Annotated in this window: 20 protein-coding genes, 1 pseudogene and 1 riboswitch; of the genes and pseudogenes, 7 read left to right on the top strand and 14 right to left on the bottom strand. The window is 72.4% G+C overall.

Annotated elements, in window-relative coordinates; all coding sequences use genetic code 11:
• Window positions 1-31: 31 nt before the first annotated feature.
• The 9 genes from DFR69_RS28680 to DFR69_RS28640 are packed head-to-tail and all read right to left on the bottom strand — an operon-like array spanning window position 32 to window position 10,948.
• A complete protein-coding gene (locus DFR69_RS28680) occupies window positions 32-1,180 on the bottom strand; it encodes an LLM class flavin-dependent oxidoreductase (RefSeq protein ID WP_110040785.1) in 1,149 nt (382 codons plus the stop codon).
• Entirely contained in the window at window positions 1,177-1,986 is an 810-nt protein-coding gene (locus DFR69_RS28675) for a DUF1684 domain-containing protein (RefSeq protein ID WP_110040784.1), read from the bottom strand. Before DFR69_RS28675 ends, DFR69_RS28680 begins: the two co-directional genes overlap by 4 nt.
• Window positions 1,983-3,350 carry an NtaA/DmoA family FMN-dependent monooxygenase gene (locus DFR69_RS28670; protein ID WP_110040783.1) on the bottom strand — a complete coding sequence of 456 codons (1,368 nt, stop codon included), beginning with the start codon at window positions 3,348-3,350 and terminating at the stop codon, window positions 1,983-1,985. The genes DFR69_RS28675 and DFR69_RS28670 overlap by 4 nt, the downstream gene beginning before the upstream one ends.
• Window positions 3,347-4,462 carry an LLM class flavin-dependent oxidoreductase gene (locus tag DFR69_RS28665; protein WP_110040782.1) on the bottom strand — a complete coding sequence of 372 codons (1,116 nt, stop codon included), beginning with the start codon at window positions 4,460-4,462 and terminating at the stop codon, window positions 3,347-3,349. Before DFR69_RS28665 ends, DFR69_RS28670 begins: the two co-directional genes overlap by 4 nt.
• Window positions 4,459-6,195, bottom strand: coding sequence for a dipeptide ABC transporter ATP-binding protein (locus tag DFR69_RS28660; protein ID WP_110040781.1), 1,737 nt, complete (start codon window positions 6,193-6,195; stop codon window positions 4,459-4,461). Before DFR69_RS28660 ends, DFR69_RS28665 begins: the two co-directional genes overlap by 4 nt.
• Window positions 6,192-7,166 carry an ABC transporter permease gene (locus tag DFR69_RS28655; protein WP_244198504.1) on the bottom strand — a complete coding sequence of 325 codons (975 nt, stop codon included), beginning with the start codon at window positions 7,164-7,166 and terminating at the stop codon, window positions 6,192-6,194. The genes DFR69_RS28660 and DFR69_RS28655 overlap by 4 nt, the downstream gene beginning before the upstream one ends.
• On the bottom strand, window positions 7,159-8,259 hold the full coding sequence (locus DFR69_RS28650) for an ABC transporter permease (RefSeq protein WP_110040780.1): 1,101 nt from the start codon (window positions 8,257-8,259) through the stop codon (window positions 7,159-7,161). Before DFR69_RS28650 ends, DFR69_RS28655 begins: the two co-directional genes overlap by 8 nt.
• Window positions 8,260-8,261: 2 nt before the next feature.
• Entirely contained in the window at window positions 8,262-9,881 is a 1,620-nt protein-coding gene (locus DFR69_RS28645) for an ABC transporter substrate-binding protein (protein ID WP_244198503.1), read from the bottom strand.
• The gene (locus tag DFR69_RS28640) at window positions 9,878-10,948 is read right to left on the bottom strand and encodes an LLM class flavin-dependent oxidoreductase (RefSeq protein WP_110040778.1); all 1,071 of its coding nucleotides are present in this window, start codon (window positions 10,946-10,948) and stop codon (window positions 9,878-9,880) included. Before DFR69_RS28640 ends, DFR69_RS28645 begins: the two co-directional genes overlap by 4 nt.
• A gap of 8 nt (window positions 10,949-10,956) precedes the next feature.
• A riboswitch (SAM riboswitch) is annotated at window positions 10,957-11,050 on the bottom strand.
• A 211-nt stretch (window positions 11,051-11,261) separates the two neighbouring features.
• Between DFR69_RS28640 and DFR69_RS28635 the strand changes: the two genes are divergently transcribed.
• Entirely contained in the window at window positions 11,262-11,960 is a 699-nt protein-coding gene (locus DFR69_RS28635) for a hypothetical protein (protein ID WP_110040777.1), read from the top strand.
• A 166-nt stretch (window positions 11,961-12,126) separates the two neighbouring features.
• On the opposite strand, the gene DFR69_RS28630 is transcribed toward DFR69_RS28635, so the two are convergent.
• The 5 genes from DFR69_RS28630 to DFR69_RS28610 form a co-directional block, all read right to left on the bottom strand.
• The gene (locus DFR69_RS28630; protein WP_110040776.1) at window positions 12,127-13,305 is read right to left on the bottom strand and encodes a glycosyltransferase family 2 protein; all 1,179 of its coding nucleotides are present in this window, start codon (window positions 13,303-13,305) and stop codon (window positions 12,127-12,129) included.
• 1 nt (window position 13,306) lies between these two features.
• Window positions 13,307-14,053, bottom strand: coding sequence for an LppM family (lipo)protein (locus DFR69_RS28625; protein WP_110040887.1), 747 nt, complete (start codon window positions 14,051-14,053; stop codon window positions 13,307-13,309).
• Window positions 14,054-14,188: 135 nt separating this feature from the next.
• The gene (locus tag DFR69_RS28620) at window positions 14,189-15,307 is read right to left on the bottom strand and encodes a carotenoid biosynthesis protein (protein WP_244198502.1); all 1,119 of its coding nucleotides are present in this window, start codon (window positions 15,305-15,307) and stop codon (window positions 14,189-14,191) included.
• 16 nt (window positions 15,308-15,323) lie between these two features.
• Window positions 15,324-16,901 (bottom strand): phytoene desaturase family protein, encoded by a 1,578-nt coding sequence (locus tag DFR69_RS28615; protein ID WP_110040775.1) that lies wholly within the window; start codon window positions 16,899-16,901, stop codon window positions 15,324-15,326.
• On the bottom strand, window positions 16,898-17,527 hold the full coding sequence (locus tag DFR69_RS28610; protein ID WP_110040774.1) for a GNAT family N-acetyltransferase: 630 nt from the start codon (window positions 17,525-17,527) through the stop codon (window positions 16,898-16,900). The genes DFR69_RS28615 and DFR69_RS28610 overlap by 4 nt, the downstream gene beginning before the upstream one ends.
• 116 nt (window positions 17,528-17,643) lie before the next feature.
• Here DFR69_RS28610 and DFR69_RS28605 point away from each other — a divergent pair, with 116 nt between their 5' ends.
• The 6 genes and pseudogenes from DFR69_RS28605 (at window position 17,644) to DFR69_RS28580 (ending at window position 23,765) form a co-directional block, all read left to right on the top strand.
• A complete protein-coding gene (locus tag DFR69_RS28605; protein WP_110040773.1) occupies window positions 17,644-18,093 on the top strand; it encodes an SAV_6107 family HEPN domain-containing protein in 450 nt (149 codons plus the stop codon).
• A 125-nt stretch (window positions 18,094-18,218) separates the two neighbouring features.
• The gene (locus DFR69_RS28600; protein ID WP_110040772.1) at window positions 18,219-18,647 is read left to right on the top strand and encodes a DUF3040 domain-containing protein; all 429 of its coding nucleotides are present in this window, start codon (window positions 18,219-18,221) and stop codon (window positions 18,645-18,647) included.
• Between the two features lie 420 nt (window positions 18,648-19,067).
• On the top strand, window positions 19,068-19,499 hold the full coding sequence (mraZ, locus tag DFR69_RS28595; protein ID WP_110040885.1) for a division/cell wall cluster transcriptional repressor MraZ: 432 nt from the start codon (window positions 19,068-19,070) through the stop codon (window positions 19,497-19,499).
• Between the two features lie 27 nt (window positions 19,500-19,526).
• Window positions 19,527-20,680 (top strand): annotated as a pseudogene (rsmH, locus tag DFR69_RS28590) (16S rRNA (cytosine(1402)-N(4))-methyltransferase RsmH).
• On the top strand, window positions 20,677-21,885 hold the full coding sequence (ftsL, locus tag DFR69_RS34910; RefSeq protein ID WP_208644063.1) for a cell division protein FtsL: 1,209 nt from the start codon (window positions 20,677-20,679) through the stop codon (window positions 21,883-21,885). Before rsmH ends, ftsL begins: the two are co-directional and overlap by 4 nt.
• Window positions 21,882-23,765 (top strand): peptidoglycan D,D-transpeptidase FtsI family protein, encoded by a 1,884-nt coding sequence (locus DFR69_RS28580; protein WP_110040770.1) that lies wholly within the window; start codon window positions 21,882-21,884, stop codon window positions 23,763-23,765. Before ftsL ends, DFR69_RS28580 begins: the two co-directional genes overlap by 4 nt.
• Window positions 23,766-23,846: the final 81 nt, after the last annotated feature.

Raw genomic sequence — 23,846 nt, 5'->3', positions numbered from 1 at the left:
GCTGTGGAGGGGGCTCCACAGCCCCGGTGGCTCAGGCGGCGCGGGCCGCGCGCAGGCCCCAGGCGTCGGCGAGGAGGCGGTGGGATTCGAGACGGTCGGCGTGGTCGTGGGTGATGGTGGTGACGAGCAGTTCGGCGGCGCCGGTGACGCGGACCAGGGCCTCGAGGCGTTCGGTGACGGTGTCGGGGGAGCCTACGATCTGGGCGGCGAGGCGGTCCTCGACCAGGCGGAGCTGGTCGGCGGTGAGCGGTGCCGCCGTGTCGGGGTCGAGGTATTCGCTCGCGCCGGAGCCGCTGCGGATGCTGTGCACCCAGTGGCCGTAGGTGCTCGCGTGGTGGCGGGCGGTGGCGTCGTCGGCGGCCACGACTACGTCGGCGGAGACGATCACGTGTGGTTCGGCGAGCGCCGCCGAGGGCCGGAACGCCGCCCGATACGCCTCGACCGCGTCCAGCGCGGTGCCGGGGGCGACGTGATACGCCGCGGCGAACGGCAACCCGAGCCGGCCCGCCACCTCGGCGCTCTCCCCGGCGGTGCTGCCGAACAACCACAGCTGCACCTGGGCCCCTTCGCCGGGCACCGCGCGCAGCGCGATGTCGTCGACGGTGAACGTGCCGTCGAGCAGCGCGCGCACCTCGTCGACCTGGTCGGGGAAATCCGGCGCCGTGGCGCCCGGCTGCTGCAGTGCCTCGAGCCCGGCGACGAACCTGGACCGATCGGTGATCCCGCGCGGATCGAACGGCGGCGGCACCACCACGCCGTCACGGATCCTGGTGCGCCCGGTGACCGCGTCCACCACGGGCCGACCGCCCTTGGCCGCCGACTTCTCGGCGCCGAACTGGCCACGGCGGTGCCCCGACCGGCCGAGGCCGAGATCCAGCCGTCCCGGGTGCAGTGCGTCGACGGTGCCGAAGGCCTCCACGATCGACGCGGAGGTGTGATGGCCCACCTGCACCGCGCCGGTCCCGACGCGGATCCGTGCGGTGGCCGCGGCGACGAGCCCGAGCAGGGTGAGCGAGGCGGAGCTGGCCACCGACACGAAATGGTGTTCGGCCAGCCAATACCGGTGGTAGCCCCACTGTTCGGCGTGCTGGGCCAGATCGACCGTGTTGCGCAGTGCCTGCGCGGCCGTCGACCCTTCGCTGATCGGGGACAGGTCGAGAATCGACAGGGGCACGGTCACAGCGTCGGATCCTGTTCTCCCGCTTCGATCGCCACGCGCAGCCGGTTCTCCGCCGGCGCCACGGGGCAGGTGGCGTAGTCGGTGAACGCGCACGGCAGGTTGACCGCCCGGTTGAAGTCCAGCGTCACGGTGCCGTCCGCCTCCACGGCGCCGAGCGCGAGCGAGCGCGCCGCCGGATAGGTGGTGACGCCGCTGGTGGCGTCGGTGAACAGCACCTTCAGATCGTCCGGTGTGCCGAAGGCCAGCAGGGTGGCCGCGGTGTCGCCGATCCGGAACTCGACCAGACCCGCCGCGCTGTGGTGATGCTCGAGCCCGTCGACGACCGCGCCGGTGGTGACCGTGCGGGCGGTGCCGAAGGGGGTGAACCGGCCGGTGACGACCCACCGCGGATCGGCCGGATAGGTGGGCACGCCGGTGAATCCGGTGAGGGTCGGCGCCGCCGGATCGTGCACGCGCACCGCGAACTGCCCGGACCGCCGGATCACCTCGAGCACCCGGTCCTCGTGCAGCACGCTCAGCCCGGGCGCGCCCTCGGCGGGCGTCAGGATGCGGACGCCGGCGACGCGCTCGCCGTCGACGTCGAGCCGGTCGCCCGGCTTGGCGGTGATGAACACCTTCTCGTCGGTGACCCACCAGGTGCCGGGCAGGCCGTCGAGCTGGTCCGGGCTGTCGGTGAGCCAGTGCAGCGCGGTGAGGCTGAGCCAGCCGAGCGGGTCGCGCAGGCCGTCCTCGCGGGCGTCGTGCCAGCGGCGCCAGTCGTCGAGGAACGTCGTGGTGGCGCTGGCGGTGTCGAGGGTGATCGTCATGAGGCGCGTGCTCCTTCGGCGGCGGTGTGGTGGTGGGGATGGCGCAGACCGAGGTGGTCGCGCAGGGTGGTGCCGGTGTAGGCCGTGCGGAAACTGCCCCGCTCCTGCAGTTCCGGCACCACCCGGTCGACGAATTCGTCCAGCCCCGCGGGCGTGAGATGCGGGACGAGGATGAATCCGTCGGCGGCGTCGGACTGCACGTAGTGGTCGATCTGCTCGGCGACCTGGACCGGGGTGCCGATGAACTGCTGGCGTGCGGTGACCTCGATGATGAGTTCCCGGATGCTGAGTTGTTCGGCCTCGGCGCGCTCGCGCCAGGTCTTCGCCACGGCGAGTGGGTCTTTCGCGTGCCGTACCCGGCCGCGGGTGATCTCGCTGGTGGCGTCGGGCTCGATGTCGGGCAGGGGACCGTCGGGGTCGTAGCCGGAGAGGTCGCGGCCCCAGACCTGCTCGAGGAAGGCGATCGCGGTCTGCGGGCTCACCTGCTGATACCGGATGTGGCGGGCGCGCTCGTGCGCCTCGGCCTCGGTGTCGCCGAGGACGAAGGTGGCGGCGGGGAAGACCAGCAGTTCGTCGTGGCCGCGCCCGTACTTCGCGAGCCTGCCCTTGATGTCGGCGTAGAACCGCTGCCCCGCCTCGAGCGTGCCGTGCACGGTGAAGATCGCGTCGGCGGTGCGCGCGCCGAACTCGCGGCCCTCGTCGGAATCGCCCGCCTGCAGCAGCACCGGATGGCCCTGCGGGCTCGGCGGCGTCACGAACGGTGCGTCGATGTCGAATTGGGTGCTGTGGAACGAGGTTCCGGGAATCTCGCGGGCGAAGACGCCGCGTTCCCGGTCGACCACGAGTGTGTCGGCGGGCCAGCTGTCCCACAGCGCCCGGCTCGCCTCGACCACCTCGGCGGCCCGTCGGTACCGCTGGGCGTGTTCCAGATACCCGCCGCGGCGGAAGTTCTCGCCGGTGAACGCGTCCGAGGAGGTCACCACGTTCCAGGCCGCTCGGCCACCGGACAGATGGTCGAGAGTCGCGAATTGCTTGGCCAGCTCGAACGGTTCGTTGTAGGTGCTGTTGATGGTGCCCGCCAGCCCGAGCCGCTCGGTGACCGCGGCCAGCGCGTTGAGCACGGTGAACGTGTCCGGCCTGCCCACCACGTCGAGATCGTGGATGCGGCCGCGGTGTTCGCGCAGCCGCAGCCCCTCGGCGAGGAAGAAGAAGTCGAACAGTCCGCGTTCGGCGGTGCGGGCCAGGTGCTCGAACGAGGCGAACTCGACCTGCGACTTCGAGGCGGGGTCGGCCCAGACGGTGGTGTTGTTGACGCCGGGGAAGTGCGCGGCGAGGTGGACTTGCTTGCGTGGCTTCGCGGTCACAGCGCTGCTCCTCGGGCGTAGCGGCTGGCGGGACGGGGGAGGGCGAGCTGGTCGCGGAAGGTGCCCGGCGGCCCCGTGCGGGCCGGGCGTTCGGGCAGGGCCGCCAGCGTGGCGTAGACGGCCAGCGGGCGCAGCACGACGCCGTCCGCGCCGCCGGAGCCCGCGATCTCGGCGAGCAGTTCGGTCAGGTCGGCGGCCGTCCCCACGTGCTGGATTCCGGCCGTGGACTCGGCCCCGGCCCACCGGTCGAGTTCGGCGACCTCGGCGTGTGCGCGATCGGCCGAATCGGCCAGGTGCACAGGCAGGTCGAGCAGTACGCGCACCGAGTCGGGATCGCGGCCGGCGGTGGCGATCGCGGCGCGCAGGGCGGTGCGGCGATCGCCGGCCCCGGCCAGATCGGGTGCGCTCACGCGGATCAGGTCGGCCCGGCGGGCGGCCACCTCGGTGGCGGCCGGATCGTCGGCGCGCACCGTCACGATCGGCTGGCCCTGCGGCGACCTCGGCGTGATGGACGGGCCTTTCACCGAGAAGTGCTCGCCGTGGAAGTCGATGTAGTGCAGGCGATCCCGGTCGATGAACCGGCCGGTGGGGACGTCGCGGATCTCGGCGTCGTCCTCCCAGCTGTCCCACAGCCGGGTCACCACCTCGACGGCTTCCTCGGCCTCGCCCCAGAGCGAGTCGACGGGCTGGACGTCCTTGCGGCCGAAGGCTTTCGCCTCGACGGCGGTGCCCGACACCTCGACTTCCCAGCCGGCCCGGCCCAGGCTCGCGAAATCGAGGGCCGCGATCGCCTTGGACACGTGGAACGGCTCGGTGTGCGTCACCGGCACCTGCGGAACCAGCCCGATCCGGCGGGTCAGCGGCGCGACGCGGGCGGCGATGGCGACGGCGTCGAGCCGCCCGCGCGTCACCTCGGCGCCACCCGGCTGGAGACCGAAGGAATCGGGCAGGAAGACCGCGTCGACGCCGAGCCGCTCGGCCCGCGTGACCGCCTCGGTCCAGTAGGCGGCCCCGAACACGTCCTCGGCGCGCGAGTCGGCGCGGCGCCAGGACGCCGGATGCGTTCCGGTGCCCGCGAGGTCGAGGCCGAGGAACAGGGGTGGCGCGCTCATCGGGTGGGGTCCTTTCGGTCGGGCGTGGCGATCCGGGCGCCAGGAGCGGGAATCGCGGCGAGCAGTTCCCGGGTGTAGCCGTGGCGTGGATCGGTGAACAGGGTGGCTGTGGGCCCGGTTTCGACGATGCGGCCGTGGCGCATCACCGCCACCCGGTCGCTGATCTGACGCACGACGGCCAGATCGTGGGAGATGAACAGGTAGCCGAGCGCGAGCTCGCGTTGCAGGTCGTCGAGCAGTGCGAGGATCTGCGCCTGCACCGAGGCGTCCAGCGCGGAGACCGGCTCGTCGAGGACGAGCAGGTCGGGACGCAGCGCCAGGGCGCGGGCGATCGCCACCCGTTGACGCTGCCCACCCGACAGTTCCGCGGGCCTGCGGGTCCGGAATCCGGCGGGCAGCGCGACCTGGTCGAGCAGGGCGGTGACCCGCTCGGTCCGCTCGGCGCGGCGGCCGACACCATAGGCGTGCAGCGGTTCGGCGATGATGTCGCCGACCGCCCAGCGTGGATCCAGCGACGAGTACGGGTTCTGGTACACCACCTGGAAGCGCTGACGCAGCGCGCGCAGCCTGCGCCGCCTGGCGGCGGTGAGGTCGTGCCCGTCGAAGGTCACCGTGCCGCGGTCGGGTTCGGTGAGCCGGACCGCGATGCGCGCCGTGGTCGACTTGCCCGAGCCGGATTCGCCGACGAGCGCGAGCGTTTCGCCGCGGTCGAGACTGAACTCGACGTCGTCGACGGCGGTGACGTCGGCCGCGTGGAATCGCTTGTGCAGCGCGCGCACCGACAGCAGTGGCGTCTCGGCGCGAGCGCGGGGCGCGCGGAAGCCGGTGGGCGCGAGCGCCGGTGACGCCGCGAGCAACCGCGCCGTGTAGGGGTGCGCGGGCTCGGCCAGGACCCGGGCGGTCGGCCCGGACTCGACCACCGCGCCGTCGGCCAGCACCACCAGCCGGTCGGCGCGCTCGGCGGCGACGGCCAGATCGTGGGTGATCAGCAGGACCGCCGTGCCGCGTGCCGCGATCCGCTCGGCCAGCCGGTCCAGCACCTGCCTGGCCACGGTGGCGTCGAGCGCGCTGGTCGGCTCGTCGGCGATGATGAGGTCCGGTCCGCAGGCCAGCGCGATCGCGATGAGCACCCGCTGGCGCTGTCCGCCGGACAGCTCGTGCGGATACTGCCGCGCCCGCACGGCGGGCCGGTCCAGTCCGACCTCCTCGAGCAGGTCCAGCGCCCGCAGCCGCGCGCCCCGGCGATCGGCCAGTTTGTGCACCAGCAGCGCTTCGGCCACCTGGTCACCCACCCGCAGGACGGGATTCAGGGAAAGGCCGGGATCCTGCGGGACGAAGCCGACTCGTGTCCCCCGCAAGCGGCGCAAGGCCTTCTCGTCGGTGGGATCGACCGGATCGCCGTCGAATTCGACTCCGCCCGAGGTGATCCGGGCCGATTCGCCGAGCAGCCCGATCACCGAGTGCGCCAGGGTCGATTTGCCCGACCCGGACTCGCCGACCAATGCCACCACCTCACCGCGCGTGATGTCGATCGAGGCGCCGCGCAGGGCCTCGACCGGGCCGGCGCTCGTCCAGTAGGTGATCTGCAGATCGCGCACGCGCAGCAGGGGTTCGGTTCGGACGCGGTCATTCGCGGCGGTCGGCACGACGTCGGCCACGTCGGCCTCCGCCGCCGACCGGTGACCGGTCGGCGCTTCCCGGCTCGTCGACGAGTCCAGCGGCTGGACGCTCATCGGGTCTGTGTCCTTCCCGCGAAGCGGCCCAGGCGCTGGGCCGAGAGCACGACGGCGACGATCACCAGGCCGGGCAGCGTGGTCAGCCACCAGGCCGAGGCGAGGAAATTGCGGCCCTCCGAGATCAGCGAACCCCATTCGGGGGTGGGCGGTTTGGTGCCGTAGCCGAGGAAGCTGAGCGAGGACACCGCCAGCACCGCCATCCCGAATTCGACCGCGGCCAGCGCGAGGACCGGCTGGAACGCGTTGGGCAGCACGTGCCGGGCGAGCACCGTGTACCAGCGCACCCCGGACGCGCGCGCGGCCTCGACGTACGGCGCGTGCCGCACCCGCAGCACCTCCGAGCGCATCACCCGGGCGAAGTTCGCGATGAGCGCGATCCCCACGGCGAGCGCGACATTGCGGGTGCCGAAGCCGAGCGCGGTCACCAGCGCCAGCGACAGCAGCAGCGAGGGAATCGACAGCAGCACGTCGACCACCCGCATGATCGCGGTGTCGAGCAGCCCGCCCGCCGCCCCCGAGAGCAGGCCGAGCAGCGTCCCGACGACCAGGGCGATGCCGACCGCGGTGAGCGTCGCGGTGAGCGACAGCCCGGCGCCGTGCACCATCCGGGTGTAGAGATCGCGGCCGAGGTTGTCGGTGCCGAACCAGTGCGTCGCGCTCGGCCCCTGGAACTTCTCCGCGGGCACGCCGGTCAGCGGGTCGCCGGGGGCGAACACCGAGGGCGCCACCGCCCAGCCGAACGCCACCGCCAGGATCAGGCCGGACACCACGAGACCGAGATGTGCCCGCGCCCACCGGGCGGCACCGGCGACACGGGACGCCGACAGACCGAGGTGCGCGAGCAGCCATCCGGGGGCCCGGGGAGAGCCCGCGGCGGATGCGGTACTGCCGGGGGTCTTCTCGAGGACGACAGCCGTTCGCCGCGCATCGCGCTGATCGGCTCGATGATGGGAAACGACCTCAACCATGCTGTACCCCTTCGGAATCGCGGGTCGCGCCGCTCGGCTGCCCACTCACGGCCACGGCGCTCACCGGCTCGGGTCCGGCCGAGGCCGGTGTCGTCGCGGCGGTCGCCGGTGCGCCGGTCCGCGTGTCGTCACCGCCGGTCGTCGTGGCGCGCGTCGTGCCGACCCCCGCGATGCGCGGGTCGATCAGCGGATAGATCAGGTCGACGGCCAGATTCACGAGCACGAAGATCAGCGCCGACAGCAGCACCACGCCCTGCACCACCGGAATGTCCTGGTTGAGCACCGCGGTCTGGGTCAACCGCCCGACACCGGCCCTGGCGAACACCGACTCCACCACCACCGAGCCCGCCAGCATGGTGCCGGCGAGCACCCCGGCGATGGTGAACGCGGGCACACTCGCCAGCCGGGCGACGTGGCGGCGCTGCACCCACCACCGCGAGCCGCCCTTGGCCAGCGCCACCTCGGTGAACGGCTGCCGCCACGTCTGCGCCAACCCGGCCGCGAGCACCTGGGCGATGACCGCGCCGATCGGCAGCGCCAGCGTCAGCGCGGGCAGCAGCGTGCCGCGCAACCCGGTGCCGCCGAACGCGGGGAACCAGTGCAGCCGGAACGAGAACAGCTGCAACAGCAGCAGACCCGTCCAGAACGTCGGCACCGAGACGCCCAGCGGCGGCAGCGCGGCGAGGGTGTTGCGCAGCCACGCGCGCCGGGTGTAGGTGGCGGCGAAGGCGATCGCGGTGCCGCCCGCGACCGCGAACAGCAGGGCGAGACCGGCCAGCCCGAGGGTGGCGGGGATCGCGTCGCCGATCGCCTCGGTCACCGGCTGCCCGGTGCTGATCGACCGGCCGAGATCACCGGTCACCGCGTTGCCGAGCGCGCTCAAATACTGCTCCCACAGCGGCTTGTCCAGCCCGTAGCGGGCCTGCATCTCCGCGATGGCCGCCCTGTCGACCGGCGTGCCGGTGCCCGCGCCGTCGGCGGCCATCGAGACCGGGTCGGCGGGCAGCAGGTACAGCACGACGAACGAGACGGTGAACGCCGCCCAGACCACCCAGAGCGCCTGCAGCAGACGCGAACCCACGTAGCGGACCATGATCAGCGTCCGCTCAGCCAGGTGTCGAAGAACTGCAGCCGGGCCGAGGCCTCGAACTTCAGGTCCTGGGTGCCCGCCGCCGCGCCGATCGCCTGCGACAGCTCGATGGTCGGGACGTAGAGGCCGTTGTCGAGGATCTGCTGTTGCGCCGTCTTGATCAACTCCGCCCGCGCCGCCGGGTCGTTGGTGGCGAGCTGCTTGTCCAGGGTCTCGTCCAGCGCCGGGATCGGGCCGCGCGCATTGAGATTGCGGCCGGTGACGGCGAAGGAGGTGCGCAGGATGTCGCCGTCGGCGCGGGTGGAGTTGCCGTAGGTGGAGTCGTAGTCCTTGCCGTTCATCTTGGCGGTCCACTCCGGCAGCGACACCAGGTCGAGCCGCAGCTCGACGCCCACCTGCCGCAGCTGCTGCTGCACCAGCTCCAGGATCGCCTGATTGCCCGCGAACACCTGGCTGAAGGTGACCGAGAAGCTCAGTCGCTCACCGTTCTTCGCGCGGATACCGTCGGGGCCGGGCGTCCAGCCCGCCTGGTCGAGGATCGACTTCGCCTTCGCCGGGTCGTAGGGCAGGCGCGCCGAGAGATCGGTGTAGGCGGGCGTCGCCGAGGCCAGCGTCGAGGTCGCGATCTTGAACTGCGGGCCGAGCACGGTGTCGACGAGCTGCTGCCGGTCGAGCGCGGGCAGCAGCGCCTGACGCACCGCGGGATCGCGCAGCGGACCGCGCGTCACATTGGTGTGCAGGCCGAACGGCGTGCCGGGATTGGACGTGGAGAGCACCCGGCCGCCGACCGCCTCGATCTGCGGGGCATCCTGGGGCAGCGCGTCGCTGATGGCGTCGAGCTGGCCGGAGACCAGGCTGCCGGTGCGCACCCCGGATTCGGGGACCACGGTGAACTCGATCCGGTCCAGGTACGCCTCGCCCTCGTGCCCGAAAACGTCCGAGCCCCAGTGGTATCCGGCACGCTTGGCCAGCGCCACGGAGACGTCCTGCTTGTACTCGGCGTAGGTGAAGGGGCCGCTGCCGACGTTGTCGCCCGCGCACCTGGCCTCGGCCGGTTTCGCGTTGGTAGCCTGCCCCAGGATGCCGAGCTGCGGCGTCGAGGACGCCTGCAGGAACTGGGCGTTCGGCTGGCTGAATTCGACACGGGCGGTGAGCTTGTCGACCGCGGTCGTGCCGACGTAGTTGGTGAGGTAGCTCGTGCCCAGCGGAGCCTTCGCACCGCCGAGCCGGACGACCGCGTCGAAGGTGTCGCGCACCGAATCGGCGGTGAGCGGCGTGCCGTCGCTGAAGGTCACCCCGTCGGCGAGCCGGAAGGTGAAGACCTTGGCGTCGGGACTGACCTCCCAGCTCCGGGCCAGCCACGGCGTGATCGCGCCGGTCTTCGGATCCTGATCGGTGAGCGAGTCCACGATCTGGCGGGCGACATAGATGGACTGGTTCGACCCGGCCTGCGCCGGATCCGAGCACGAGGGCGCCTGCGAGAGGCCGTACCGCAGCGTGCCACCCGGCTGCGGCGGACCGGCCTGCCCACCCGGGCCCGCCGACTCGCCGCCGCACGCGACCACGGTGGCGGCGGTGGCGAACACGCCGACGACGGCGGCGAGACGATGACGAGAACCGATCACGGGGTGACTCCAGAGAATTCGCGGCCTGCGGCCAGGGGACGGCTGGGAATGCGGCGGCGCAGCTCCGGCGCCGCCTCGGCCTGGAACAGCTCGAGACTGCCCAGGTAGTCGGCGTCGGCGCGGCCTTCGCGCTCGGCGGACAGGTGGATCACCTCGTGCCCGAACCGCTCGTGATAGCGACCGACCTTGTCGATCACCTCCTGCGGGCTGCCGATCAGCGCGGAACTGCGCGCGACGAAGTCGTCGAGGGTGTCGAACACGAGGGGCAGGCCGAGCTTGCGCGCCAGCGCCGAGCGCGCCTCGAACAGCGGGGCGTAGACCGCCCTGGCCTGCTGCGAGGTGGGCGCGACGTGGAATCCCGCGGTGCCGGCGCCGACCAGCGCGTCGGCCGGGTCGTGGCCGTGGTGGGCCCAGCGCTCCCGATAGTGCTCCACCAGTTCGGCATACGGCTCGATCGGATGGGTGACGTTCGCCGAGAACAGCGGATCACCGTGGCGGGCGGCCAGTTCCACCGATTCGCGGCTGGTCGCGCTGCCGTGCCAGACCCGGATCCGCGGCTGCCACGGCCGCGGCAGCGCCTTGGCCGCGGTGAGCGGTGGGCGGAAGCGGCCCGACCAGGTCACCTCGTCGCTGTCCCACAGGGCGCGGAACAGTTCGTAGCCCTCGCGGTTGCGGTCCCACTGGTCCTCGGTGGTGACGTGGTAGAGCCGGGCCTGCGCGGCGCCGTTGCCCTTGCCGATGATCAGTTCCAGGCGCCCGTCGGCGAGATTGTCCAGCGTCGAGTAGTCCTCGAACGCGCGCACCGGATCAAGCAGACTCAGCGTGGTCACGGCGGTGAACAGGGTGATCCGCGAGGTGACGGCGGCGAGGTGGCTCAGCAGCACCGGGGGAGCGGCCGAGAGGAACGGGTCCTCGTGGCGCTCGCCGACGGCGAACCCGTCGTAGCCCAGCTCCTCGGCCAGTCGCGCCTGCACGACGACCTCCCGGAACCGGTCCCTGGTCGCGGGGACCGCGCCGGTGTGCGGATCGGGCACCCTGGTCACCAAGGTGAACAGCAGAAATTTCACGTGGACCTCCTCCATCGAACCCGGCGGAAGCACCCACACCCGGTCACGGGCGGGTTGCTGCGACGTCGTGGAGCCAGGTCTCTCGGTCGCTCTGGATGGTGTGCCCCAGCCATCGAGCCCGAGCTGAACCAGCATGGGGCACAGGCGCGATCGCGCACAACGGTAGAAATCAGCGTGAGCGCAGAGCTTCGATCCGGGGCCGATCGCGACGACAATGTGCGCGACGCGCCGAACACGGAACGCGCCCACCTGGGCGGATTCTGCCCCGACACGGAGTAGCCTCGGCCTTCTTCACGTCGATGAGGAGTGCGCCGTGTTCGATCCGCGTCGGAAGACCACGCTCACCACGCTGGCGGCCTGCGCCGCCGCGCTCCTGCTCGCCGCGCCGACCGCGGCGGCCGAACCCGCGGTAACCAGGGATGCGCCCGCCGCCTACACCGCGGGCCCCGGCGATCTTCTCGGCGCCTATCAGAGCGTCGTCGCCACCCTCGAATCCCTCGGTGTGCAGCCGTTCCTGTACCCGACGGTCGCCGCGAACTGTGCCGGTGACGGGCTCGGTCTCGTGCCCGCCGTCGCGGGGGCGGTGCCGGGCCCGTGGCCGTCGAACACCGTCCAGATCCCCGGCCTCGATCTCACCGCGGTGAAGTCCGGGCAGACCATGTTCACCTTCCTGCCCTACGGGCTCGCCCCCGACACCGCCGCCACCAAGACCTCCGGCATGCAGGTGGCCTGGCTCAACATCAGCACCGGCCGCGGCGGGATGGCCTCGATGGGGTCTATCGCCGACATCGTCCGCGCGCTGGTCCCGCCCGAGGTCCCGGTCGAGCTGCGGCCTCTGGCCGAGACGGCAATCCGCGACTTCCTGTTCACCGCGATCCCCGTCGGCGGGGTGCGCGCGGTCCCCGTGGACACCGGCCACGGCACGGTGCTGGCCGCCGTCTTCGGCACCACCGACAACGCGGGCCGTTCCTGCTTCTTCTTCCCGACGGTCGGCATCACCGAGGTGCCCTGAGCCGATCTCGCGGCCCGGGGCGCACTCGACGGCTCGATCCGATCGCTCAGCGCGCCGCGATCACCGAAGTCCGTGCCGTGCGGGCGCGGGTGGCGAATCGCCGCCCGTCGGACCGCGCGTGATCGCCCGGTTGACGGCGAGACGCGGGACTCGCGCCGCTCTGCCTTCAGCCCAGACGGTCGGCGGCGGGCACGCTGACCGGGGTGACGAGTGGCCGCTGCTTCCAGCGCAGGTCGCCGGAACGGCGGCGGCGGTGCGAGCGGGCCCACAGTGACAGGTACTTCAGGACGCCAACGGGGTGGGCCAGCGCCGAGGCGAGGTCGGTGCCGGTGGGGCGCTCGCGGGTCTCGATGCGCCGGGCGACGAGCCGGCCGGCGACGGCGGCGAGATAGCCCAGCAGCCCCGCGCGGCGGACCTGCCCGCGACCGAGCAGCAGTGCCAGTGGCGGCACCCAATAGGCCAGCGCGGCAACGACTCCCACTGCCGCACCCGCGTCGACGCGGCCGCCGTAGGCCGACCACAGCCAGCGGGTGTAGCCGTCGGTGAGTTCGGCCGCCCCGGTGTACATCCGGGTCGTGGCCGCCGGGCCTGCGGTGACCAGCGCCGTGCGATGCCCGGCCCGGCGCAGCGCCCTGGCCAGGTCGAGGTCCTCCGTCGCGCTCGCGGCCACCCCGGCGTGACCGCCACCGGCGCGATAGGCGGCCGCGTCGACCGCGAGGAACTGCCCGCACGCCACGGCAGTCGACGGGCGCAGGCTGTGATTGGCCGGACCGAGCGGCAGGGTGGACGCCCACGACCACGCCAGCAGCGGCTGCACCAGCCGCTCCGTCGGCGACCCGGCTCGCTGCACCGGCCACGCCGACACCAGACCTGCTCCGCGCCCGCGCAATTCGGTGACCGCTGCCGCGACGGCGTGCGGCGCCAGGCGCACATCGGCGTCGACGAAGACCAGCGCGGCGGCGGCGGTGCGGGCGGCCAGGCGCGCGCAGGCGGCGGCCTTGCCGGTCCAGCCGGGCGCCGGGTGGGCGGCCGAACGGAGCACGCTGAAGCGGTCGTCGCCCGCGATCGCGGCGATCGCGGCCTCGTAGGTGCCGTCGGTGGAGGCGTCGTCGAGGATGAGCACGCGCAGCCGGGGGACGCCGGTCTGGGCGCGCAGATCGGCGATCAGGGCGGGCAGCCGGTCGGCTTCGTTCCGGGCGGGGACGCAGACCGTCACCGGCTCGATCACGCCGGAGACCCGGCGCGGCAGGGTGCGCAGGGTGGCCAGGTTGTAGAGGGCGGTGCTCGCGCCGAGCGCGGCCAGGCCGGTTCCGGCCCAGGTCAGCGTGCGTCCCGCCGCGCCCATGTCAGCGGCCGAGCCTGCGCCGGGCGATCTCGTCCCACATCTCCCGTGGCGAGAACCGGCCGCGCGGCGCGTTCGGCGCGGCGGGGTTGCGGTCACGGAAGGCCAGTCCCGCGACGAGCGCGGCGACGGCCAGGGTGATGCCGCCGACGATGCCCGCCCAGCCCGCGAACGAGCGGGTGTTCGGGTCGGCGTACTTCACCTCGGCGCGCAGCGAGGAGGTCTCGCCCGCGGGCAGCTTCCACGACACGGTGTTGTCGCCCTCGCGGGTGCCGTTGGTCTTGGCGACGCGGGCGGGGAACGCGATGGAGAACTGCACGTCCGAGCCCTGCGGCGGCAGCGATTCCAGATCGACGCGCCCGGTGAGGCTCACCAGATCGCCACTGCGCTTGAACTCCAGGGTGAACAGCCCCTGCGTCTGATCCGACAGGCCGCCCAGCTGGCCGACCTCGCCGAAGGACAGGTCGTCGAAGAACACCTGGGTGCCGACGAAACCGTCCTGGTTGTACTTCTCCACCCGCACCTTGGCCGCCAACTGGTCGGGCGCCTTCAGCTGCGGGCCCTTGTCCTCGGAGTTGGTCGGCACCACCGCGGCCACGATGCGGCCCGACACCCGGTCGTTGGACGACACGCCCATCGACACCTGCACCCGCAGGCACCCGGTCAGCGCGGACACCAACAGGGCCAGCAGAACGGTGACGGCGGCGACGCGCCGCGCGAGGACGGAACGGCGCGGTGACGGCGTGGGCATGTCGGCGACGGGACTCGGCTGCACGGGTGACATCGTGCCAGGCCCGGGCCCGAGAACCCACACGACGGGCCCACCCCGTGCCACCGACCGGCACCGAACAGGCGTTTCCCCGGAGAATTCGGCGAGGCGGCCCGGTCAGCCGGCGCGGGCGTGGCGCGCGAGCAGGGGGATGCCGAGCAACCCGAGCCCCGCGAAACCCCAGGCCGCCGCCGCGGGCAAGCCGAGGAAGACCGCGTGCGCGAGCGTGGAACCGAGCCAGGTCCAGGCGAACACGGCGACCGGGACCGCCACGGAATCGTCCCGCGCGGGGGGAAGCCGTCGGTCGAGCACTGCCAGCAGCACCGCCATGAGCGTCGCGACCAGCGCCCAGCCGAGATAGTTCGTATACGGGATCTGGGGGATTCCGGGCAGTCCGGCGTCGGTGACGCGCCAGGTCCACTGCCCGTCGGCCACCATCTGCGGATCCAGGAAGAGATCCCAGCCCACCGCACCGAGGACGAACACGCCGCAGCGTCGCACGCTCGTCGCGCCGGTCCGGGTACCGGCGGCGGCCTGTCCCGTCGCGAAGTCACCCGTGGGCAGGCGATCGTCGGCACGCAGGCCGCCAGGTTCGATGGCAGTGGCCTGTCGCTCCGCGGCGTCGGCCTCCGGAAGCGCTGAGTCGGCGCGCCGTTCGGTGTGGGGCTCGGCTCGGTGTCGGGATGAGGGGCCCGGCATCCGGTGTGCGTCGGTGAGCAGTCCGGCGACGATCCAGATCGGGTACAGACCCCCGGTCCAGGCCAGCGGGACGATCAGTGGCACGTCGGCGAGCGCGGGTCCGAGCCGGTCGACGGCGTAAGAGTAGGCGCCGAACGGGTATCCGGTGGCCGTCCCGATCATCTCGGCGAGGAGACCGAGCCCGGACACGACGACGAAGAATCCGGCGGCCCAGCGCACTCCGCGCGTCGTCACGGCGTGCAGCAGCGCCGTCGCCACCGTCAGCAGCACCACCGCGACGGTGATCCGATCCCGCGCCGCACCCGCGCTGAGCGGGTAGGTGATCTGGACGAGCACCAGCAGCACCGCCGACACCGCGGGGATCACCCGGAGCGGTTCGGCACGCGTCCACACACGGACCGCGCCGACCCCATGCCGGATCACCTCGCGCGATCGATCGCCGCCGCTCATCGCGGCCACCGGCGCGGCCGCTCGGCGTCCCCGGGTTCCCGCGACCAGCGCGATCCGGGGCCGGCCGTCGGTGGTGGGAAGAGCCACGGGCTTCGGGGCGCCGTCATCGTCTGCGCGGCAGGGTGAATCGTCGCTTGCGCCGGTCGCCGAGGAGCAGCCGGGCGGCGCTGCGCCCGCTCGCGCCGGAGACGCCGCCGCCCGGGTGGGTCGAGGCGCCGGTGAGGTAGAGGCCGGGGGCGCCGGGAACCCGCTGCCCCGACAGTTCCGGCAGCGGCCGCCACAGCATCATCTGGTCCAGCGACATCTCGACGTGCATCACATTGCCGCCGCGCAGGCCCATCTCCCGCTCGAGGTCGACAGGCGTCTGCACGAAGCGCTGCCGCACCGAGGACGCGAATCCCGGTGCGTACCGCTCCACCTCGGCGATCACGCGGTCCGCCTCGCGCTCGGCGTGCGCCGCCCAGTCGCTGCCGTCGGCCAGCGCGTAGGGATGCCATTGCGCCCACAGCGAGAGCTGATGCTCGCCGGGCGGGGCGATGCTCGGGTCGAGCGCGCTGAAACTCATGGCGAGCACCACCGGGCGCGGGGGCAGCGTTCCGCCCATGGCCGCGCCGTGCGCCAGCCGCAGCTGGTTGCGGTCGCTGACCAGGAACTGCAGTCCGCGGGCCGACTCGCCGGCCGACGCGCCGGGGTACTCCGGGAGGCGATCGGTGGCCACGCGCACCACCATGCCGATGCCGGGGCCGACCCGGATCCGCCGCTGCCAGTCGTCGATGGTGCCCGCGTCGAAATCACCGGCGCGCAGCAGGTCCAGCGTGGTCAGGATGTGCGAGCCCGCGATCACCGTGTCGGCGCGCAGTTCTCGTCCCGACGCCGTCCGCACCAGCCAGCCGTCGCCGTCGCGGCGCAGGACGGTCACGGCGTCCCCGAGGTGCAGCTCACCCCCGTCGGCCCGCAGCCGGGCGATCAGCGCGGCGCTCAACGCCCCACTTCCCCCCACGGCCCGGCCGGGCGGCAGCCGGTGCATGAGCGCGGCGAAACCCGCCATCGGCGCCGAGCCGGGCTCCGACATCGGCGGGCCCGACTGCGCGCCGAACCAGGCCAGCGAGGCCTTGAGCCGCTCGTCGTCGAACCAGTAGTCCAGCAGCGCGTCCCCGGTCTGCAGGAATTCCCGCGACAGCGCGCTCCCGCCGTCGCGCGCGTCCAGCCCCCAGAACGAACGCAGCAGGCGGCCGGGGGTCGGCGGCCCGCCGAAGGACCGCATCACCCGTGCGCTGCGCTCGCCCCACACCGCGACGAAGCGGCGGTAGGCGTCGGCGTCGCGCGCGCCACAGGCGGCCGCGATCGAGGCGCAGGTGGCGTCGAGATCCCGGTGGAAGACGATCGGCGGGCGCACGCCGTCGGACGGGGTGAAACCCCAGGGATCGCAGTCGAGATAGCGCAGCCCGAAGCGGGCGAGCTCGAGCTCCTCGATGATCCCGCTGTGCCGGATCATGATGTGCGCCGAGGACCCGCGATCCACCAGATGACCGGGGAACCGCTCGACCGTCGAGACCGCGCCGCCGGGCACCTCGTCGCGCTCGAGCACTGTTACCCGCTGACCGGCCCGCGCCAGGTAGCAGGCGGCGACCAGCGCGTTGTGCCCCGAACCGACGACGACGGTCGTCCCCGCCGCCCTCACGCCCGGCTGCCCGGCAGCGGCAGACGCCGCCCCAGGATGGCGAACGGCCTGGTGTCGCCCGCGAACACGAAATTGCGGATCACGTCGGTGAACCCGGCCCGCCGGTACAGCCGCCAGGCCCGGTTGGCCTCCTCGGGGACCTCCGGCGTCGACAGCAGCACCGCGGCCTCCGGCCGGTCCGCCAGCAGCCGCTCGAGCAGCGTCGAGCCGATGCCGCGGCCCTGGGCCGCCGGGTGCACGTGCAGCTCGGTGAGCTCGAAGTAGTCGGCGAGCAGATCGCGGGCGGCGGCCTCGGGCCAGCCGCAGCGGCGCATGCCGGTGTGCACCTGCTGATGCCACCACTGCCGCGGCGCGCCGCTGTAGCCGTAGGCGATCGCGACGATCGGCGCGGTGCGCAGGTCGACCGCGCCGGAGTCGTCGGGCAGCACGGCGGCCACGGCCCGCCACCCGGCGCGGGTGGTGTGCTCGGTCCACATCGGGGCACGGTGGTGCTCGGTGCCGCGGGGATAGTCCATGGCTGCCACATAGACCGACAGCGCGTCGTGCAGGCGCGCGCGCAGGGCGGCGACACTGAGGTCGACGACCACGGGTGCGGGGGTGGTGTGATTCGGCTTGACGGCTGTCATGGCTCTCGTCGCTGGCGCGCAGGCGCGGAAGTTGTCGGTGGGTGTCCCTATATTCAAACCCAATTCAAACGTTCGAATGCTTGTTCGATCTGTGCGAGGGGCGAAAGGGGCAGCAGATGGCTGGTCGCAACGATGGTCGGGAGCACGCGGGGCACGACGGTCGCGCGGGCGGCCTGCTACGGCAGGCCGATGCCCTGCTCACCGATTCGGCCTGGGAGCACGAGCCGGGGGAGCGCTTCCGCACGGCCTACCTGGCCGCCCTGCGCGGCGCGGGCGCCATGATCGCGCTCACCGGCGCCGACCGGGCGCCGCGGGCGCGCTCGCGCAGCGCGTGGGTCCTGCTGAGACGTGCGACACCCGAGTTCGCGATGTGGGCCGACTACTTCGAGGCCCATTCGCAGCTGCGGGCCGATCTGGAGGCCGGCCTCGATCGCAAGATCACCGACACCAGGGCCGACGAGTTCTGTTCACGCGTGGGCGCATTCCTCTACGACATCGACGACGCGCTGGTCGCCGCGGCCAAGACACGCCCGCAGCCGGGCCGCGACCGGGACATGACCGCTTAGTTATCACCGAGTAGGTGGTACGGCTTCGATCGAACTCGTATCATGGGGAGCAGATAGCCGCCAAGGTCGGCTACCCGTCGCCTACCCGGAGGCGACCAGCCACGCCTAGTGCCGGGGGAGGTACCGTGCCACTCTCCGAGCACGAGCAGCGCATGCTCGAACAGATCGAGAGCGCTCTCTATGCTGAGGATCCGAAGTTCGCCTCGTCCGTCCGCGGCGGACGCCTTCGCTCCACGTCGAGTCGACGCAGACTGCAGGCGGCGGCGCTGTTCGCCGTCGGCCTGTTCCTGCTCGTCGCCGGCCTGGCCGCCCCGTTCAAGCCGGGCGGCTTCCCGATCATCAGCCTCGTCGGCTTCATCGCCATGTTCGGCGCCGGAGTCCTGCTCATGATCGGCAACTCCCGCAAGTCCGCTCATCAGGACTCGTCCGAGACCTCCGCGTCGGGCGCGAGCCCGTCGGGCGGCTCGTCCGGTCGCGGTGGCCGGCCCCGCAAGTCGGGCGGCTTCTCCGAGCGGATGGAAGACCGGTTCCGCCGAAGGTTCGAGCAGGAATAGCTCCGCTGTAGCCGGAGCGCGACGGCATCGAAGGCGGCGCCGCACCCAGTGGGGTGCGGCGCCGCCTTCGCCTGTTCTGTGCCCGATCCCCCTCGTGACGGCGTGATCAGGGCGGTTCCCCCACCTTCCCCACCGTTCCCCACCTCGCTCCCGCGCGCGGTCACGGGGCGTGTGCGCGCCCGTCGCACCTGCGAAGTTTGCTGAACGTTGTCGGAACCGCAGGTTGCCGACCCGCGCGGGTTGTCCGAACACGCGATAGTCGCGAATCTCGGTGATAGCTGGCATGACCTGCGGAATTGTGCCGGCGGGGACCAGGATCACCCGGGGTTTCGATTGAAAGTGGGGGAAAGTGGGGTAATGTGGGTCGCGCACTACAGGAGAGGCCGTACGGCGAGGTGATCCAGTAGGGAGGTGGCCGGGATGTTTCTCGGTACCTACACCCCCCGATTGGACGACAAAGGGCGACTGACGTTGCCTGCGAAGTTCCGAGACGATCTGGCGGGAGGGTTGATGGTCACCAAAGGTCAAGACCACAGCCTGGCCGTGTATCCGAAAGACGAGTTCACCGCGCTCGCGCGGCGGGCCGCGGCGGCGTCTCGAAGCAATCCGCAGGCAAGGGCTTTCGTCCGCGCGCTGGCGGCGGGCACCGACGAGCAACGTCCGGACGCACAGGGCCGGATCACGCTGTCGCCGGACCATCGGCGCTACGCCAATCTCGCGCGGGATTGCGTGGTGATCGGTTCGGTCGACTTCCTCGAGATATGGGACAAGCAGGCGTGGGAGTCCTACCTCGCCGAGCACGAGGAGGACTACGCGCAAGCCAGAGACGAGTCGCTGGGCGGGATCTTCTAGCCGGAGCACGCGAGTGCTGCGAGGCCTCTGCCCGGGCGCGGACCCTGACGTACTTCCCCGACGCCAGGTGCCGCGCCTCGGTCAGAGACCTCGACGCATTCGCTCATCGCAAATCTCATTCGAAAGCACTGTGTGGCAAGGCGACCCGTCTGCGACGCGAGGCAGTATCCCGGGAGGTCGAGGTGAACCATGACACCGAGAACCCCCGTCATGTGCCGGTCCTGCTCGAACGAGCCGACGAACTGCTCGGTCCCGCGCTGAGCGAACCGGGCGCGGTCTACCTCGACGCGACCCTCGGCCTCGGCGGGCACGCCGAACACTTCCTGCGCACCTACCCGGACGCGCGCCTGGTCGGCCTCGACCGCGACACCACCGCACTGCGGCTGGCCGGGGAGCGACTCGCGCCCTACGCCGACCGGATCACGCTGGTGCACACCCGCTACGACGGCATCGCCGCCGCGCTCGCCGAGGCCGGTCTGCCCGAAACCGGTTCCGTCTCAGCGATTCTGATGGATCTCGGGGTGTCCTCGATGCAGCTCGACGAGGCCGACCGCGGCTTCGCCTACTCCGTCGACGCGCCGCTGGACATGCGGATGGACCCCACCACCGGCCCGACCGCCGCCGACGTGCTCAACACCTACAGCCACGGTGACCTGGCCCGGGTGCTGAAAACCTATGGCGACGAACGGTTCGCGGGCAAGATCGCCTCCGAGGTGCTGCGCAGGCGCGCGGTCAAGCCGTTCACCACCAGCGCCGAGCTGGTCGAGCTGCTCTACGACACCATCCCGGCCGCGGCGCGGCGCACCGGTGGACATCCGGCCAAGCGCACCTTCCAGGCCCTGCGGGTGGAGGTCAACGGGGAGCTCGATTCGCTGCGCGCGGCGCTGCCCGCTGCCCTCGACGCGCTGCGCGTGGGCGGGCGGATCTGCGTCATGTCGTACCAGTCGCTGGAGGACCGGCTGGTCAAGCAGGAATTCGCGCCACGCATCGTCTCCAGGTCGCCGATGGATCTGCCGGTCGAATTGCCCGGTATGGGACCGGAATTCCGGATGCTGACCCGCGGCGCGGAGAAAGCGACCGAGTCCGAGATCGAGGTCAATCCGCGATCCGCGCCGGTGCGGATGCGCGCGGCCGAACGGATCGCGGAGAGGTCAGGGAGGACACAGGAGGGGACACGATGAGCCTGCGGACGAGCACCGTCGCCGTGCCGGGCCGGACGGCCCGCCGCGCCGAGACGGCCGAACGGGTGAAATCCGGTGCCGCGCAGCGCGCCTACGCGCGCAAGCGCACCAGGGAGCAGCTCCTCGACGGCATCGAGTTGCCCGAACGGGCGTCGAGCATGGCCGGGCGGATCCCCTTCGTCACCGCGATCATCGGTCTGCTCGGCTGCGGACTCGCGCTCACCCTGCTGCTCACCACCCGCGCCGCCGAGGACAGCTACCAGCTCGGCGACGCCAGGGCCGTCAACCGCAAGCTCGCCGACGAGCGCGCCGCACTCCAGCGCGAGGTCGCCGCCGCCGACTCCGCTCCCGAATTGGCCGCGCGCGCACGGGAACTCGGCATGATCCCCGCCAAGGACCCCGCTCGCCTGGTGCTCGGTCCCGGCGGTGAGGTGACCGTCATCGGGACGCCCAGCCCCGCCCAGGGCGCGCCGGCGCCGCCGCTCAACGCGCCGCCGACCACCACCCCCAACGGCCCGGTCCCCGGGCACGCGCAGGCGCAGGGCGAGCGGGTGGTCCCGGTGCAGCCGGGCCTCCCGTCCTCGAGCCAGGCGCCCGCCCCCGCGCAGGCCGCGCCGGCGCCGCAGGGCGGTGCGCCGCAGGCCGGTGCCCCGGCCGCGCCCCAGGCCCCGGCCGTCGCGCCGCAGCCCGCGGTGGCCGTCGCGCCCGCCCCGCTCGCCACCGCTCCCGCCGAGGGGACGGCACCCGCACCGCTCGCGCCCGCCGAGGGACAGGCGCCCGCACCGGCCCCTGCCGACGGACAGGCGCCCGCGCCGCTGGCTCCCGCCGACGGCCCGGCACCGATGGCTCCCGCCAACGGTCGTCTGCCCGCGACAGCGCCGGCGAACCAGGCTCCCGCCCCGATCAGCGGCCAGGCGCCGGAAGGCCAGGCTCCCGCCCCGATCAGTGGCCCGGTGCCGGACGGTCAGGCTCCCGCCCCGATCAATGGCCTGATCGAGGGACAGCCACAGGTCCCGGCCGGCGGTCCGGCTCCGGCACCGGCCGAAGCCGGCCCGAACCCCGCCGAGGCCACCGCACCCGCCGAGCAGGGCCTACCCGCCGACACGCCGCCGCCCGCACCGGGTGTCGCGCCCGGCCCGGGCGGTCGCCCGACCGGCGCCCCGAGTGAGACACCGCGGATCGTCGCTCCGGAGGACGGTCGATGAGGCAGAGCGGGCCCGCGTCGCGACAGCGTCGCGGGCCGGTCTCGTCGAGGGCCCGCCGCACGCGCTCGCTCTCCCCGGACCGGCCCATCCGGTTGCGCCTCGGCGTCGGCCGGGTCACCCTGCTGGCCTCGCTGGCGGTGGTCGCGCTGCAACTGCTGTACGTGCAGAGCATCGCCGCGCCGGCGCTCTCGGCGCAGGCGGCCTCGCAGCGCACCACCAAGGAGACCGAGGCCGCGGTGCGCGGTCCGATCACCGACCGCAACGGCAACCGGCTCGCCTTCACCATCACCGCGAAAGCCCTGCACTTTCAGCCGGTCCGGGTGCGTCAGCAGCTGGCCGACGCCAAGAAGACCAAGCCGAGCGCGCCCGATCCGGAGCAGCGGCTGAAGGACATCGCGAAGTTCGTGCACGACAAGCTCGGCGCGGGCGCGCCGAAAGAGGAAGAGCTGCTGGACAAGCTGCGCGGCGACAAGACCTTCACCTACCTCGCGCGCAATGTCGATCCGCGGGTGGCCGCCGAGATCGTCGCCAAGTTCCCCGAGGTCGGCGCCGAGCGCCAGGACCTGCGGGAATACCCCGGCGGAGTGCTGGCGGCCAACGTCGTCGGCGCGACCGGCTGGGACGGGCACGGTCAGATCGGCCTGGAATCCGCGCTGGACTCGGTACTCGCGGGCACCGACGGTTCGCGCACCTACGACCGCGGCTCCGACGGCGCGGTGATCCCGGGCAGCTACCGCGATCAGCAGCCCGCCGTCAACGGCTATGGTGTCGAGCTCACCCTCGACGAGGACATGCAGTACTTCGTCCAGCAGCAGGTGCAGCAGGCCAAGCAGCAGTCCGGCGCGTCGGCGGCCTCGGCGGTGGTGCTCGACGCGAAGACCGGCCAGGTGCTGGCCATGGCCAACGACAACACCTTCAATCCCGCACTGGGGCCCCAGCATTGGGCCTCGGCCAACATGAGCAACCCGTCGGTCTCCGAACCTTTCGAACCCGGCTCGGTGAACAAGATCATCACCGCGGCCGCGGCCATCGAGTACGGGCTCACCTCGCCCGACGAGGTGCTCCAGGTACCGGGCTCGATCCGGATGTCGGGCGTCACCGTCAACGACGCCTGGCAGCACGGTACCGCGCCCTACACGACCACCGGCATCTTCGGAAAGTCCTCCAACGTGGGCACTCTCATGCTCGCGCAGCGGGTGGGCGAGGACCGCTTCGCCGACATGATCGACCGGTTCGGCCTCGGCAAGCGCACCGGCATCGGCCTGCCCGGCGAGAGCCCCGGCCTGGTGCCCGCGCGTGACCAGTGGTCCGGCGGCACGTTCGCGAACCTGCCCATCGGCCAGGGCCTTTCGATGACGACCCTGCAGATGACCGGCATGTACCAGGCCATCGCCAACGACGGCCTGCGCATCCCGCCGCGCATCGTCAAGGCCAAGGTCGCCCCCGACGGCACCCGCACCGAGGAACTGCAGCCCGACGGCGTGCGCGTGGTGAGCCCGCAGACGGCCGCGACGCTGCGCCAGATCTTCCAGGCGACCGTGCAGAAGGACCCGATGGGCTACCAGATGGGTACCGGGCCGCAGGCCGCGATCGAGGGCTATCAGGTGGCGGGCAAGACCGGCACCGCGCAGAAGGTCGACCCGGCCTGCCGGTGCTACTCGACCTCCTCGTACTACATCACCTTCGCCGGCATGGTGCCCGCCGACAACCCCCGCTACGTGATCGGCATGATGCTCGACGCGCCGGTCCGCAGCTCCGACGGCACCGGGGGCGGATCGGCCGCGCCGCTGTTCCACACCATCGCCTCCTGGGCATTGCAGCGCGACCGGGTGCCGCCCTCACCGGAGCCCAAGCAGCTCGTGCTGGAGGCGGGGCTCTAACTCCTGCGCCTTGGCACAACCCGCGTTGTCCGTCCGACACTGCGCGTCGGTAACCTGACTGCTCGTCTCGCCCACGCGCTC

The sequence above is a fragment of the Nocardia neocaledoniensis genome, assembly GCF_003182135.1.
Taxonomy (GTDB): Bacteria; Actinomycetota; Actinomycetes; order Mycobacteriales; family Mycobacteriaceae; genus Nocardia; species Nocardia neocaledoniensis.
Note: the sequence above shows the minus strand (reverse complement) of the source record. Positions and strands in the feature narration are given on the sequence as shown.